This is a genomic window from Kitasatospora humi (assembly GCF_020907985.1).
Classification (GTDB): Bacteria; Actinomycetota; Actinomycetes; order Streptomycetales; family Streptomycetaceae; genus Kitasatospora; species Kitasatospora humi.
The window spans coordinates 104,506-116,848 of record NZ_JAJJPA010000004.1; the positions used below are offsets into that span (position 1 = coordinate 104,506).

A 12,343-nucleotide genomic window follows, 5' to 3' on the forward strand; every position below is an offset into this window, starting at 1 on the left:
TGGTGCGTTGTCCTGCGGCGGCTCGGTGACGTGGTGCGTTGTCCTGCGGCGGCTCGGTGACGTGGTGCGTTGTCCTGCGGCGGCTCAGTGGCGTGGTGCGTTGTCCTGCGGCGGCTCAGTGGCGTGGTGCGGGGAGCGGGCGGGGTTCCAGGCGCTCCTCGATCGCCGCGGTGCCGTCGCGGGTGACCAAGTAGGCGCCCTTGCCCGGGGTTTCGGTGACGGCCTCGACCAGCTTGGTGCCGCGGTAGACCAGGCCCACGCCGTCGTCGGTGCAGTGGGCCTCCGGCAGGGTGCCGTCCGCGACGAGCCGGTGGATCAGCGGGCGGCGCCCGGGATCGACGTCGTAGTGGACGCCGTTGCCGTAGGGCAGGAAGCCGAGCGCGTTGGTGAGCGGGCGCAGTTCGGGGCCGAAGGAGTCGGTGGCGCCGCCCCGGAACCAGCAGATCGACCCGGCGCTGACCCCGCTGAGCACCACACCGGCCTCCCAGGCACGCCGGAGGATCGTGTCGAGCCCGTGGACCCGCCACACGGCCAGCAGGTTCGCCACCGATCCGCCCATGACCCAGACGACGTCCTGGGCGAGGACGGCGCTCTCGACGTCCTCGATGTTGGGCATCGGGAAGAGGTGCAGCGGCGTCAGGTCGAACCCGGCGATCCGACCCGCCTCCAGCATCCGCAGGGTGAAGTACTCGGCGTCGCCGATCGCCGTGCCGATGTACATCACCCGGGGGCGGCGACCGTGCGCACCGGACAGCTCGACCGCGTGGTGCACCAGGGAGTTGAACGCCACCATGGTGCGCCCGCCCGGGCGGTGACCGCCGGAGGTGGCCAGGATGGTCGGCTCGGACGCGGTCATGACGTCCGCCCGGCGGCGTCCAACCGGATCTCCAGGAGCTGGCCCGGCCACGGCGGGCCGTCCGGCCGCTCGACCACGAAGGGTTCGGCCTCGGTGAAGCCGAGGGCGCGGTAGGCGGCGACCAGGCGGCGGTCGTCGCCCCCGTAGCAGTCGACCCGCAGCAGGGGGAGGCCGCGGCGGGCGGTCTCGGCGCGGGCGTCGGCGATCAGGGCGGCGCCGATGCCGGTGTTCTTGCGGGTCCGGTCGGTGGCGAGGAAGCGGATGTACAGCTCGGGGACGTCGGCGGGCGGGATGTACTGCGCCAGCTCCTCGGCGAGCACGCAGACGCCCACCAGCTGCCCGCCGTCGTCCTCCGCGATCCGCATCAGGTAGTCGGTGGCGAACTTGGTCATTTGGGCCACCCGGGCCTCGTTGCCGGACCACGGTTGGTCGCCCCACTGCCCGGTGCGCCCCTGGGCGACCAGCCATTCCATGGTGGCGTCGAGCATGGCGAGAATGGCTGGGACGTCGTCGGGGCCCCCGGTTCGAATCTTCATGCGATCTTGTCTACACCGGGCGGCGGTGGTGCGTCACGGGGTTGGCGCGGCCGCGAACGGCCCGACGGGAGTGCACGTGGCGATGGTCGCGCCGGCCGCGGGCTGCGTGGGTACCACCTGCCCGGCTGCCGCGTGCCGTCCGTGAAGTCGTGCACTGGTGCCCGGTTGCAGCCCGCCGGCGGTCAACGGCTGCCGAGTCGTGGCCTCGGACTGACCGCCCGCGGACGGCACCAAGCCTTGCCGTACACCCTCGAGGGCGGCCCGGTTGACTACCCCTCGGTCACCGCCGGGGCCGGGTTCGTCCAGGGCGAGCGGGTGCCGGAGGAGGCGGGGGGCGCGGTTGGTGAGGCGGTTCGGGTGGGCGCGCCGTTGGTCGGCAGGGCGGTGGGCGTGGGCGTGCCGTTGGGCGGTGTGGGGCTGGGGGTGGGCGTGCCGTTGGGCTGCGTGGGGCTGGGGGTGGGTGTGCCGTTGGGCTGAGTGGGGAGCGGGGTGGGGGCGAAGCAGTTGGTCGGCGAGGCGACCGGGCCGGCTGCCGCCGGGTTCACCCGTCCCGTCCCCGGCCGTGCCGCCTGCGCCCCGAAGGCCACCCCGGCCCCCAGCACCACCACTGCGGCCGCCGCGCCGCTCACCAGCAGCCGGCGCCGCCGCCGGGCGCGGCCGACCATCGCGGGTGCGTCGAAGACCGGCGGTTGCGGGTCGTTCGCGTAGTTCTCCATAGCCTGGACCAGTGCCTTTCCGAACTCGGGATCGTGGGTGTCGGAACCGTGCCGGGGGATCGTCATCACGCACCTTCGAACTGCGGGAGATTGGTCGAGGAAGCCCGGAGCTTGGCCATCCCCCGGGCCAGTTGGGAGCGCACCGAGCTGGGCGAGATGCCCAGCGTCCCGGCGATCTCCTCGGGCCCCTGGTCGTGCAGGTAGTGCAGCACCACCACGGTGCGCATGCCGATCGGCAGCCCGTGCAGTGCCCGGACCAGCCCGTCGCGCAGCTCCACCTGCCGGTACGAGTCGTGCGGGTCGGCCCGCTCGGGCACCTCGAACCGCTCGCCGGCCCGTTTGGCGCGCCGCCAGCGGTCGTTGGCCAGGTTGACGAGGATCCGCCGGACGTACGCCTCGGGTGAGTCCGCCGCCGCGATCCGCCGCCAGCGTCGGCACGCCTTCTCCAGCGCCTCCTGCACCAAGTCCTCGGCAACCTGCTGATGTCCGGTCAGCACGTAGGCGGTTCGGAAGAGCGCCGCGGAGCGCTGCTCGACGAACTCGACGAAGTCGAGCCGCTCAGCCCGCTGCCAGCTGCCCACAGGTCCTCCTCGCTACGGTTCCTGCCCCCATGACGGCGACCGGGCGGGGATTGCTGCACGGCGGTCGGCGTGACCTGCGTCACGCGGGCGGGCAGGCCAGGTGGTCGCCGAGTGCCCTGCAAGCTGGGCGGCCGCGGGCACGGCGCCTGCCGTCCGGGGCGGGCGCGGGTGGCCAGGCCCGTGGCGTGCAGGACGCATAGCTGCTGGGAGACCGCATTCGGGATGACCCGGAGGCGGTGGGCCGGCTCCCCCGTGGCGTGCGGCTCCTCCAGGAGGGCGAGCAGGCGGGCGCGCGGTGGTGCGCCGATCAGGACCGCGAAGTCGGACGGGTCGACTTCCGGTGGCGGTGGTGCCGGGTTCGTCTCCGCACAGGTGGTCCACGTCGCGGGCGGGCCGGTCGACTGACGGGCGAACCGGGTAGGACACCGTGTCAGTGGCCGTGTCAGGGCGGCGACAGGGGGGTGTCAGGCTAGCTGCCGATAGTTGACGCATGACTTCGAACAACACCGCCTCAAACAGCGCCACTTCGACTCGGCCCACTCCTCCGCTCGGGGGGTTCCAGGAGGTCGACGGCCGCCGGATCTTCGTGCACCGCGCGGGCAGCGGCGACGGACCGGCCGTCGTCTTCCTGCCCGGCGCCAGTGCGGTCGGCCTGGACTACTTCGGCATCCAGCAGCAGGTCGCGCAGTTCGCCACCGCCGTGGTCTACGACCGCGCCGGCACCGGCTACAGCGACGAGGCCCCGCTGCCGCGCACCGGCGCCGCGGTCGCCACTGAACTGCACGAGCTGCTGCACGCCCAGGGCATCGCCGGCCCGTACGTCCTGGTGGCGCACTCCCTCGGCGGTGCCTACGCGCACCGGTTCGCGCAGCTCTACCAGCAGGAGGTGGCCGGGCTGGTCTGGCTGGACGCCTTCCACCGCGACTGGGACGACTTCCTGCCCGCCGAGGCGAGCCTGGCGGCGGGCGAGGAGATCGCGCCCACGGAGGAGCAACTGCGGCAGGCGCTGCCGTTCATGCGCGGCTTCGTCGCCGAGATGCTGGCCGACTACCCGGAGCACGTGCGGGAGTCGCTGGTCGAGTACCACGTGAGTGACCGCTGGATCCACGCCGGCATCGCCGAGCGCGCCTCGATGACCGCCCTCGCCGGCGAACTGCGGACCGGGCCGGGCATCCCCGACGTCCCGCTGATCGCGCTCACCCCGCTGGCCGTCGACCCCGCCCAGCAGGCGCTGATGTCGGAGGAGACGCTGCGCCAGGTGCACGAGGGCAAGACCCGGCTGTACGAGGCCCTGGCGAACGGGGTCTCGCACGGTGAGCACCGCATCCTCTCCGACACCAACCACAGCCAGCTGTGCTTCGAGCGTGCCGATGCCGTGGTCCAGGCGATCCACGACGTCGTCGACTGGGCGACCCGTTCCTGACCAACCCCTTCCATCCCGTTCGACCCACTGATCCAGAAGGAGCACACCCCTCATGACCGTCACCCTCACCGACCAGGACAAGACCACCCTGCGGATCGCCGCGTACGGCGCCGTAGCGCTGCTGACGGCCGCCGGTGCCGCCGGCGGCAAGCCGCACCGGATCGCAACCGACGGATCCATCGCCCTGGCCTCCGCGACCGGCGCGGTCGGACACGTGCTCGGCGAGAACCCGGGGGCGGTGAAGCTGAACGGCAAGACCGTGGCCGAGATCGCCGACCAGGTGCTGCCTGCGCTGACGGGGGCCATGACCCTGCTCAAGCGGCAGGATGCGGCCGAGGCCGAGAACTTCCGCGGCATCGTCACCGTCGCCATCGAAGCGGCCACCCACCGTAGCGAGCCCAGCCCCACGCTGGCGGCGATGGCCCGCAAGATCACTGAAGCCCTCGATGCCGCCTGACGGGCCGCGGATCCGGGGCCGGGGAGCCGCAGCGAAGACGTGGAAGAGGCGGGACGGGCGGAGAATGGGGTCATGAGGCTCTTCGTCGCGGTGCTGCCCCCGTCCGAGGTACTCGCCGAGCTGGACGCCGCCGTGGCGCCGCTGCGTGAGCTGCCGGGCGCGGAGCGGCTGCGTTGGACGGCAGCCCAGGGGCGGCACCTGACGCTGGCCTTCCTCGGCGCGGTGGACGAGGAGCAGCTGCCGGCGCTGGAGGACGGGCTGGCGCAGGCGGTACTGGGACACCCGGTGCACCGGCTGCGGCTCGCCGGCGGCGGGCGCTTCGGCGACCGGGTGCTCTGGGTGGGGCTGGCGGGCGAGACCTGGGCGCTGCGCGGGCTGGCGCGCTCGGTGGCCACGGTGACGGGTGAGGTGCTGGAGCAGGAGGCACCCGAGCTCGGTGAGGCGCTCGAGTACCACCCCCACCTCACCCTGGCCCGCACCGGCCGCAGCGGCCACCACGGCGCAGCGGAACGAAAGGCACTGCGGGCGGCGGCCGAGCGGCTGGAGACGTTCCAGGGGGCGGAGTTCACGGTGGCGTCGGTGCACCTGATGCGCAGTGAGTTCCATGGCGGACCTGCGCAGTACACCCGGGTGCGCAGTTGGGCGCTGCACGAGGCCTGATGACTCAGCCCACTCGGCCGGCCCGCACCGCCTCCGGGCTCATCCGGGTGTCGAACCCGGTCTCGGGGTCGATGGTCCGGCCCAGCGCCCACCAGTTCTCCGCAGCGGTTTCCAGAACGGTCATCAGAACGTCCTCGCGGCGCATCCCCGTGGTGGCCGCGAGGCGGTCGGCGACGGCTTCGAACAGTGCCGACTTCTGGGCCGGGGGCCGGCGGTTGAAGGTCATGCGGATGATCACGGAGTCGGCGCTGCGCTCGACTCCGAAGAACGTCGGTGCGTGCAGGATGCCACCGGGCTCCATGTCGTGCACGACATGGAAGCGGTCGTCCTCCGGGATCTGGAGCACCTCCCGCATCGACTCGTGGACCGCGGCGGAGACGGCCTCGCGGAACTCCGGGGACTTGCCCTTGCGCAGGTAGATCTCAACGAAAGGCATGGCGGCTCCTTGGCACAAGTCGGGTGCGGGTCCGCGCAGTTCGGCGCGGCTGACACGGGCAACGCTAGGTGGCGCTCCGCCATGCGGCCAGCGAAACTCTGGCATGGTGGGTATGCATGAACGTCATGGAACCCTCGCTGACCGGCTTGCGGGTCCTGCGCGAGATCGCCGAGCGCGGCAGTTTCAGCGCCGCCGCCGCAGAGCTCGGCTACACCCAGTCCGCCGTCTCGCGGCAGGTCGCCGCCCTCGAGCGCGCGGCCGGGGTGAAGCTGTTCGACCGCGGCCCCGGCGGCGTCGCGCTCACGGCACCGGGCGCGACCCTGCTGCGGCACGCGGTCGTCGCGCTGGACGCGCTCGCCGCGGCCGAGCGGGAGCTGAAGGGCGTGGCGCCCGAATGCAGTGTCGTGCGGCTCGGCACCTTCCCCAGCGCCGGAACGCTCATCCTGCCGCGCACGCTCGCCGTACTGCGCCGCACCCAACCCGGCATCCGCGTCACGACGCGCGAGGCCACAACCCCGGCGCTGGTACGCGCGCTGCGGGCGCGCACGATCGACCTGGCCATCCTCGCGGTCCGCCCGCCCTACCGGCCCCTGGACGACCAGACTCCACGCCTGGAGTGCGAGACCCTCCTGGAGACGAAGCTCCTGCTTGCGGTACCGGCCGACAGCGGTCTGGGCAACCGGGACGTGGTGGACCTGGAGGAACTGGCCGGTCAGGAATGGATCGCCGGTGGATCCAACCCCGCCGAGCCGATGATGGGCGTCTGGCCGGGGTTGCCCGGACGGCCGCGCATCACGCATACCGCCCGCGACTGGCTGACCAAGCTTCACCTGGTCGCAGCGGGCAGCGGCATCACCACTGTGCCGCAGGGGCTGGCCGACGTGGTTCCCGCGGGCGTACGCCTGGTCGAGGTCCGCGGAGGCCCCGCCGAACACCGCCGGGTCGTCCTTGCCCGCCTTCCCGGTCCGCGCCCGCCGGGCGTCGCACAGGTCATCCAGGTCCTGCACCGCGAGGCGGCCCGTCGGCCTGCCTGAGAAGCCCCGGAACGAACCGCGCCTGCGGCACCTCCCAGGTCACTGGCGGAGCGCCTCGGCGATCAGCAGGAGTTCGGTGGGGAGCAGCGGGCGGAGCTGGACGAGGACGGCCCCGGTGAGGGTGACGCGGAGGCCGGCGGAAAGGTCGGCGACATCGACTTCCCGGTCCACGAGTGCGTCCTCCAACTCGTCGAGTGCGGCCCGCGCCTGGCGGATCGCGGGCATCACGGAGCGGACTTCGTCAGCCACTTGGCGTCCACCTCCCACTCGGCGCCACCGCGCTCGGGGCGGAGGTAGACGAGCCGGCGGTGGCGGTCCATGAAGGCGCCGGTGCGTCGGTTGAGCGTGTCGTAGATCAACTCCCCACGCCGTCGCGGCTCATAGGGCACTTCGGGCGGCTGCGCGCCACTGGGATCAGCCGTGGGGTACGTGGGCGCGAGGCGGGCGAGTCGCTCGGGGTGCCCGCCGCAGTTGGCGGGACAGCGGCACGGGGGGAGGCTGCGGTCGTCGGGGATGGACATCGTGGGTGGCTCTCTGTGAGGGAGGTAGTGGGGCGAACCAGGATCCGTCGGGCGAACTTGGCCGGTTCGCCTGCACGATCAGTTTCGGCGTGTGATGCTGCGGTGACAACCGGTTGCGCAAGACGCTGGAACAGATTGTTGAGGTGGCGGTCATGGCCGTGAACCTGGATGTCGTTGACGGTGGCGCCCTCGACGAGAAGCGGATGACCTGGGGGGACGTGCTGCGGATGATCCGGGAGGAACGGGGCCTCACCCAGGCGCAGCTCGCCGACCTGGTGAAGGCCCATCAGACGATGATCAGCCACCTGGAGTTGGGCAAGACCCCGCCGGACGAGAAGTGGGCACGGCTCCTCGACGAGAAGTTGGACGCCGGCGGTCGGCTGGTGATGGCGTTCAAGCTGGTGGAGCCGTACCTTGCGCAGCCTCAGGCGAAGTGGGATGCCTTCAAGGACTTCAAGAAGCTTGAGAGTCAGGCGGTCCGACTGTACGAATTCTCCACCGGCAGGATCACCGGGTTGCTGCAGAGCGAGGCATACATGCGCGCGCTCTATCGGTTGCACAATCCATGGGAGTCTGACGAGGAGATCGGCGAGCGGGTGGTCGAGAGACTTGGGCGGCAGGCCATCCTGTTCAGAGCGGACCGTGCCCGGCTGATCAACGTGATCGACGAAGCGGTGTTGCGGCGCGTGGTGGGTGGGCCCGCAGTGATGCGGGAGCAGCACGCGCACATGCTGACCATGATGCAACTGCCCAACGTCAACGTCCAGGTGCTGCCATTCGCGGCGGGGGCGGTTACTCCAGCGCCCATGAGCGGCATGACCATTCTTGAGCTGGCGAACGGTCGGAAGCGCGTGTACTCGGAAAGCCTGGCGCATGGTCATATCATCGAAAGCGCGCGCCAGGTGAGGCAGTACGTTGATGACTATGATGAGGTTCGGGCGCAGGCGCTGTCGCATGCGGCGTCTGCGGAGCTGATCCGAGATGTCATGGAAGGACTGCCGGGTGAACAGCGTCTCGTGGATCAAGAGCAGCTACTCGGGCGGCAACAGCGGCCAGTGCGTCGAGTGCGCCCCGCCGTCCGCTATCCACGGCGTCGTTCCCGTGCGTGACTCCAAGGATCCCGACGGCCCGGCCCTGGTCTTCCCGTCCCCCTCCTTCTCCGCCTTCGTGGCCGGCCTCAAGGACGGCTCGCTCGCGCTGAGTTGATCAAGACGCGGGCAGGACTGCGCAGACAGGATTGGGGCAATCGTTCGGCCTGCCCGGCGGCGGTGCGCGTAGCCGCCCTGGTCGCCTGTTCGAAGGCGAAGCGCCGTCACCCCGTGCTACCGTGCGACCACTAAGCGATAGTTGACCCCGGCGGTGTTAGCAGCACCCCGGGGTCCGGCACCAGGAGTCAGACCTCCTCATGCACGTTCACTTTATCGCGCCCGAGCGCTATGTCCGGGCGTCACACGACATCATCCGCCACCCGCGTCTGCGGGCCACCGCGAAGACCTTGCTGCTGTGGGCCATCTCGCTCCCGCCGGGCAGTCGCGACACCATCCTCACCATCGGCAAGCGCATGCCCGAGGGCCGCATGGCGGTCTCGCGAGCCCGTGCCCAGCTGATCGAGGAGGGCTACCTGCACGTCCGCCGCACCCAGGACCCGGTCGAGGGCACCTGGTCGACTCGAGTCATGGTCAGCAGCGTTCCCTTGACGGCGCCTCACGAGATCGACGCCGCCTGGCGAAGCTTCGGCCAAAACCCGGCACTCGGTGAGGGGAAGGGCCGGGTAGTCGGCACTTCCCCCCAGGTTCTGAAGACTGGAGAGAAGACCTCCCTCCCGAGCGAGACGCCTGGGGAGGGCCCCGAGGCTCCCGGCGAGCCTGACGCCGAGCAACGTGCTGCCGCCGCAAAGGTCCTCAATCGCCTGACGTCACGTCACAAGCACGTGCCGCTCGGCGTCGCCGAAGCACTGGAGCTCGCCCCACTGGTGGCCGAATGGCTCTCCCGGGATCCGGACGAACGCCGCTTGCGGGTCGCCCTGTTGTCCGACCTGCCCACTCCGATCAGCTCCCCGCTGGGCCTGTTGCGCTCGCGCCTCCAGCGCAAGATGCCGTCACTGGACGAGACGTCGCCGCAGCCGGTCGGCATGGGGGAGTGCGGCCACTGCGCCGCCCCCGTGCCGGGCGGCGGGGTTCTCTGTCGAAACTGCGCGGGAGCCGTGTCAATCTCGACCACCGCGGCCGACTCGGACGCCGTGGAGCGCAACCGGCGGGGTGCGGCCCTGGTGCGCAGTGCACTTCGGAGCGCGGCGGCTGCGTAGCAGCGGGAAGGGGAACGCGTCAGGGAGGGCCGGGACCGCTGGTGATCCGTAGGCTTCCGAACTCCTTGCGAGGCCGACCCGGTTGCGTCTCGTTAGCCACGGCATTGACGGCGAGTCAGTTCTTTGTACCGCTGGGTGTCCAGCAGATCACGCACAATGCCCGAAGGAGCGCCATGAGTTACCCCTGGGAAGCGGATCCTGACGCCGCGCTGACCCGGCGCCTGGGCAAGTCGCCGGCTGAGTTGGGCACGACCGGCGGGCGGGACGGCTGCCCGGACATCTGGGAGCTCGACAACGGTGACATCGCCGTTGTCGGCCGCGACCTGACCGAGGCCTACCAGGCAGGCGGCCTGCCCCAGGGCCTGGCCGTGGGCGCCGGTGAGCGTCTGGTGGTCATCCCCCGGATCACTCTCCTCGCTGCGAAGGCGGACCTTCCGGATGCGTGAGCTCCTCCAATCGGTTCCAGGAGACCGGCTGGCCCTCGACGCCTATCGGGCGGACTTCGCCAAGCGGGACTTCGCCATCGACGGCTGGGACTCCTGGAAGTTGGAACGCCGCCAGCACTTCGTCGAACCGGAAGACGCCAGCTGGCGGGCCTACTCCGAGGGCGACTGGGCGCGGGCACTGGAGCTCATCGAGGCCAGGCGGGGCGAGCTGCTCCAGCTCTCCCGGCTGGCTGCCGACCACGACTGCCGGTTGCTGCGTGTGCGGGTCGTCGAGTTGCCCGTCACCCCGTACCTCGTCTGGGAGCTGCACCTGCTGCGCTTGCGTGCCGAGTGCGGCGAGCTGATCCGGATCGTCGGCCCCGAGAAGATCTCCCGGTACGAGCGGAGCGGAGAGCGGCTGCCGGAGCTGATCACCCTGGGCCCGGACACCGTCTACGACATCTCGTACGACGCGACCGGCCTCGGCGACGGCGCAACCCGCTACACGGACCCCGCCGCCAGGGAGCGCGTCGCGCAGTTCATCGCCCGCCTCTACGACCAGGGTGAGGACATCGAAGCTTTCATGGCACGCGAGGGGGCCGCCCTGGCGCCGGTCACATGAGTGACGTGGCAGGGGCGGGACCGAAGGCCGCCCCAGGCAGCACCAACTCGTCGATGTCGGGGTCCGCCGGCCAGGTCGTGCAGGCCCAGAACATCCAGCGGCTGCACTTCCACCCGGCGCCCTCGCCCACCCGGCGCAGTGAGCCGGTGCCTCGGCCCAGCGGGCTGTCGACCTCGCGCTGGAGCTGAACACCCCAGTGGCGGAAGGCTACTGGCTGCTCCAGCTCGGCGCCGCCCAGCGCGCGGTCGGCTGCCCGGAGGACGCGCTCGTCTCCTATCACCGTGCAGCGGTTCTCCAGCTCCGGCTCGGCGACCGCAGCCGTGAGGCGCTGGCATGGGACGGTGCCGGACTGGCCCACCGCGACCTCGGCCGCGCTGCGGAGGCGATGGACTTCCACCGGCGCGCGGCGTCCGTGCATCGAGAGTTGGGCGACCGCTGGCACTGCGCCGTGGCACTCTGCCGCCTCGCGGACACCCTCGAAGCCACTTGCGCTCCGGCGGAGGCGCCGCAGTACAGACGCGAAGCCCTGGCGCTGCTGGGTGAATTCACCGACCCCGGCGCCATGCGGTTGCGCGAACGCCTCGGGGCCACGTCGGGCGGGGGTTGAGGGGTCGGTCCAAGCCTCACGCGTGTCAGCCCCATTTGCCCCGGAAACCCGCCCGGACCGGGAGCCCTTGGGAGGGGGCCCGGCCCGGGCGTTGTCAGCTGGGGGCTGACTCGTGATCAGGAGTGGTAGAGCTGGGTCATTTCGGTGATCTGCTGGTCGGAGTTGATCACCACGTCGTAGAAGTTGCCCATGCACTCCTCGCCCTTCGCCGGCGGGTACCTGTCGGGCTGGCTGCAGGACTGGACGTGGCGCAGGGCGGTGTCCCAGGGGACGAGCTTGAGGCCGCCGTCGTCGTAGATGATCTGCGTCTTGGCGGTGTGCGAGAAGGTGAGCACGACCGACTGGGTGGTGGCCGTCCACTGCGGGCCGTCGGGCTCGCCGGGGCCGCAGTCGGGCTTGGCGATGTACGACACGACGTGGTTCATCGCGCCGTTGACGTTGTCGACGTGGATCGCCGCGTGCCCGGGCGCGAGGGTCGGGCAGTCCGAGGGATTGGCGCTACCGGACGCACCGGGCTTGGCGGGCTTGGCGGGCTTGCCGGAGGCCGGGGCGGAAGCGGAAGCGGGAGCCGACGCTGACGCCGACCCGGAGGCGGCGGCGGACGGCGCGGCGGACGACGCCCCGGAGTTGCTGCTCTCATCCGGACCGCAGGCGGTCAGCGTGAGCACGGTGGCGGCGAGCAGGGCCGCGGCAGCGGCATGACGGACAGAAATGGTGTTCCCCCTGGATGAAACAGACACATCGTGGCGGCTCCTGACGGCTGGCCAGCAGCCGTGCACACGACTCGTACTGATGTGCGGTCAGCGTGGCACGAGCGAGAACTGTACAGGCTCTGCCGACGAAGTTGATGTTGCTCGACCCGGCGTGGCGCGGCGCGGTGTCGCGTGCGCCGGGAGCCGTCCGCGCCGTCGGTAGGGCAGGCGCCGCCCGGGTCGGCGAAGCGACGGTTCGCGGGCTCCGGTGGCCCGGTCGTCCTGGATCAGTCGACTGACGGGGGTAGCTGAGGTCGCTCGTCGGCCCCCTCGGCGGATGGGCCTGCTTGCTGCTGGGACTCGTTCTTGCCGCCCTGCCGGAGGCGGGTTCGGCGGCGGCGCGAAGAAGCCCGGCGGGGCCGAGCCCGCTCGCGACGGGAGCCGGACCGGCTCGGGCCGGCCGGATCGGTCG

Annotated in this window: 19 protein-coding genes; 11 read left to right on the forward strand and 8 right to left on the reverse strand. The window is 71.3% G+C overall.

Annotation, left to right across the window (positions count from 1 at the left end; genetic code table 11):
• Positions 1–115 precede the first annotated feature (115 nt).
• The 4 genes from LN042_RS06145 to LN042_RS06160 all read right to left on the reverse strand — a co-directional run bounded on the left by LN042_RS06145 (position 116) and on the right by LN042_RS06160 (position 2,689).
• Entirely contained in the window at positions 116–856 is a 741-nt protein-coding gene (locus LN042_RS06145; RefSeq protein ID WP_230049198.1) for a Type 1 glutamine amidotransferase-like domain-containing protein, read from the reverse strand.
• Positions 853–1,392, reverse strand: a complete 540-nt coding sequence (locus LN042_RS06150) for a GNAT family N-acetyltransferase (protein ID WP_230049200.1) — start codon at positions 1,390–1,392, stop codon at positions 853–855. The genes LN042_RS06145 and LN042_RS06150 overlap by 4 nt, the downstream gene beginning before the upstream one ends.
• 269 nt (positions 1,393–1,661) lie before the next feature.
• Positions 1,662–2,174, reverse strand: coding sequence for a hypothetical protein (locus LN042_RS06155; protein ID WP_230049202.1), 513 nt, complete (start codon positions 2,172–2,174; stop codon positions 1,662–1,664).
• Positions 2,174–2,689, reverse strand: coding sequence for a SigE family RNA polymerase sigma factor (locus LN042_RS06160; protein ID WP_230049204.1), 516 nt, complete (start codon positions 2,687–2,689; stop codon positions 2,174–2,176). The genes LN042_RS06155 and LN042_RS06160 overlap by 1 nt, the downstream gene beginning before the upstream one ends.
• 490 nt (positions 2,690–3,179) lie before the next feature.
• Here LN042_RS06160 and LN042_RS06170 point away from each other — a divergent pair, with 490 nt between their 5' ends.
• The 3 genes from LN042_RS06170 (at position 3,180) to thpR (ending at position 5,229) form a co-directional block, all read left to right on the forward strand.
• Positions 3,180–4,112 (forward strand): alpha/beta fold hydrolase, encoded by a 933-nt coding sequence (locus LN042_RS06170; protein WP_230049206.1) that lies wholly within the window; start codon positions 3,180–3,182, stop codon positions 4,110–4,112.
• Positions 4,113–4,164: 52 nt separating this feature from the next.
• Entirely contained in the window at positions 4,165–4,569 is a 405-nt protein-coding gene (locus LN042_RS06175; RefSeq protein WP_230049208.1) for a hypothetical protein, read from the forward strand.
• A gap of 72 nt (positions 4,570–4,641) precedes the next feature.
• Positions 4,642–5,229 (forward strand): RNA 2',3'-cyclic phosphodiesterase, encoded by a 588-nt coding sequence (gene thpR / locus LN042_RS06180; protein ID WP_230049210.1) that lies wholly within the window; start codon positions 4,642–4,644, stop codon positions 5,227–5,229.
• 4 nt (positions 5,230–5,233) lie between these two features.
• On the opposite strand, the gene LN042_RS06185 is transcribed toward thpR, so the two are convergent.
• A complete protein-coding gene (locus tag LN042_RS06185) occupies positions 5,234–5,665 on the reverse strand; it encodes a tautomerase family protein (protein WP_230049212.1) in 432 nt (143 codons plus the stop codon).
• Positions 5,666–5,733: 68 nt separating this feature from the next.
• On the opposite strand from LN042_RS06185, the gene LN042_RS06190 reads away from it, so the two are divergent.
• On the forward strand, positions 5,734–6,699 hold the full coding sequence (locus LN042_RS06190; RefSeq protein WP_308191770.1) for a LysR family transcriptional regulator: 966 nt from the start codon (positions 5,734–5,736) through the stop codon (positions 6,697–6,699).
• Positions 6,700–6,738: 39 nt separating this feature from the next.
• On the opposite strand, the gene LN042_RS06195 is transcribed toward LN042_RS06190, so the two are convergent.
• Both LN042_RS06195 and LN042_RS37175 read right to left on the reverse strand, forming a co-directional pair.
• Entirely contained in the window at positions 6,739–6,948 is a 210-nt protein-coding gene (locus tag LN042_RS06195; RefSeq protein ID WP_230049214.1) for a hypothetical protein, read from the reverse strand.
• Positions 6,924–7,058, reverse strand: a complete 135-nt coding sequence (locus tag LN042_RS37175; protein ID WP_283843583.1) for a hypothetical protein — start codon at positions 7,056–7,058, stop codon at positions 6,924–6,926. Before LN042_RS37175 ends, LN042_RS06195 begins: the two co-directional genes overlap by 25 nt.
• A 275-nt stretch (positions 7,059–7,333) precedes the next feature.
• Here LN042_RS37175 and LN042_RS06200 point away from each other — a divergent pair, with 275 nt between their 5' ends.
• The 7 genes from LN042_RS06200 (at position 7,334) to LN042_RS06225 (ending at position 11,179) form a co-directional block, all read left to right on the forward strand.
• Entirely contained in the window at positions 7,334–8,329 is a 996-nt protein-coding gene (locus LN042_RS06200) for a helix-turn-helix domain-containing protein (protein WP_230049216.1), read from the forward strand.
• Positions 8,241–8,426 carry a DUF397 domain-containing protein gene (locus LN042_RS06205; protein WP_230049485.1) on the forward strand — a complete coding sequence of 62 codons (186 nt, stop codon included), beginning with the start codon at positions 8,241–8,243 and terminating at the stop codon, positions 8,424–8,426. Before LN042_RS06200 ends, LN042_RS06205 begins: the two co-directional genes overlap by 89 nt.
• A gap of 199 nt (positions 8,427–8,625) precedes the next feature.
• Positions 8,626–9,525, forward strand: a complete 900-nt coding sequence (locus LN042_RS06210) for a hypothetical protein (protein WP_230049217.1) — start codon at positions 8,626–8,628, stop codon at positions 9,523–9,525.
• A 173-nt stretch (positions 9,526–9,698) separates the two neighbouring features.
• On the forward strand, positions 9,699–9,971 hold the full coding sequence (locus LN042_RS06215; RefSeq protein WP_230049218.1) for a hypothetical protein: 273 nt from the start codon (positions 9,699–9,701) through the stop codon (positions 9,969–9,971).
• A complete protein-coding gene (locus LN042_RS06220; protein ID WP_230049219.1) occupies positions 9,964–10,572 on the forward strand; it encodes a DUF6879 family protein in 609 nt (202 codons plus the stop codon). The genes LN042_RS06215 and LN042_RS06220 overlap by 8 nt, the downstream gene beginning before the upstream one ends.
• Positions 10,573–10,625: 53 nt before the next feature.
• Entirely contained in the window at positions 10,626–10,760 is a 135-nt protein-coding gene (locus tag LN042_RS37180) for a hypothetical protein (RefSeq protein ID WP_283843584.1), read from the forward strand.
• A gap of 8 nt (positions 10,761–10,768) precedes the next feature.
• Positions 10,769–11,179 (forward strand): hypothetical protein, encoded by a 411-nt coding sequence (locus LN042_RS06225; protein ID WP_230049220.1) that lies wholly within the window; start codon positions 10,769–10,771, stop codon positions 11,177–11,179.
• A 116-nt stretch (positions 11,180–11,295) separates the two neighbouring features.
• Here the strand turns inward: LN042_RS06225 and LN042_RS06230 are convergent, their stop codons facing one another.
• The gene (locus LN042_RS06230) at positions 11,296–11,919 is read right to left on the reverse strand and encodes a hypothetical protein (protein ID WP_230049221.1); all 624 of its coding nucleotides are present in this window, start codon (positions 11,917–11,919) and stop codon (positions 11,296–11,298) included.
• Positions 11,920–12,343: the final 424 nt, after the last annotated feature.

What these genes read in the sequence shown, in the direction of transcription:
- LN042_RS06175 (WP_230049208.1), top strand. Translation starts at nt 4,165, where the DNA reads ATGACCGTCACCCTCACCGACCAGGACAAGACCACCCTGCGGATCGCC.
- LN042_RS06215 (WP_230049218.1), top strand. Translation starts at nt 9,699, where the DNA reads ATGAGTTACCCCTGGGAAGCGGATCCTGACGCCGCGCTGACCCGGCGC.
- LN042_RS37180 (WP_283843584.1), top strand. Translation starts at nt 10,626, where the DNA reads ATGTCGGGGTCCGCCGGCCAGGTCGTGCAGGCCCAGAACATCCAGCGG.
- LN042_RS06220 (WP_230049219.1), top strand. Translation starts at nt 9,964, where the DNA reads ATGCGTGAGCTCCTCCAATCGGTTCCAGGAGACCGGCTGGCCCTCGAC.
- LN042_RS06145 (WP_230049198.1), bottom strand. Translation starts at nt 856, where the DNA reads ATGACCGCGTCCGAGCCGACCATCCTGGCCACCTCCGGCGGTCACCGC.
- LN042_RS06170 (WP_230049206.1), top strand. Translation starts at nt 3,180, where the DNA reads ATGACTTCGAACAACACCGCCTCAAACAGCGCCACTTCGACTCGGCCC.
- LN042_RS06150 (WP_230049200.1), bottom strand. Translation starts at nt 1,392, where the DNA reads ATGAAGATTCGAACCGGGGGCCCCGACGACGTCCCAGCCATTCTCGCC.
- LN042_RS06210 (WP_230049217.1), top strand. Translation starts at nt 8,626, where the DNA reads ATGCACGTTCACTTTATCGCGCCCGAGCGCTATGTCCGGGCGTCACAC.
- thpR (WP_230049210.1), top strand. Translation starts at nt 4,642, where the DNA reads ATGAGGCTCTTCGTCGCGGTGCTGCCCCCGTCCGAGGTACTCGCCGAG.
- LN042_RS06155 (WP_230049202.1), bottom strand. Translation starts at nt 2,174, where the DNA reads ATGACGATCCCCCGGCACGGTTCCGACACCCACGATCCCGAGTTCGGA.
- LN042_RS06185 (WP_230049212.1), bottom strand. Translation starts at nt 5,665, where the DNA reads ATGCCTTTCGTTGAGATCTACCTGCGCAAGGGCAAGTCCCCGGAGTTC.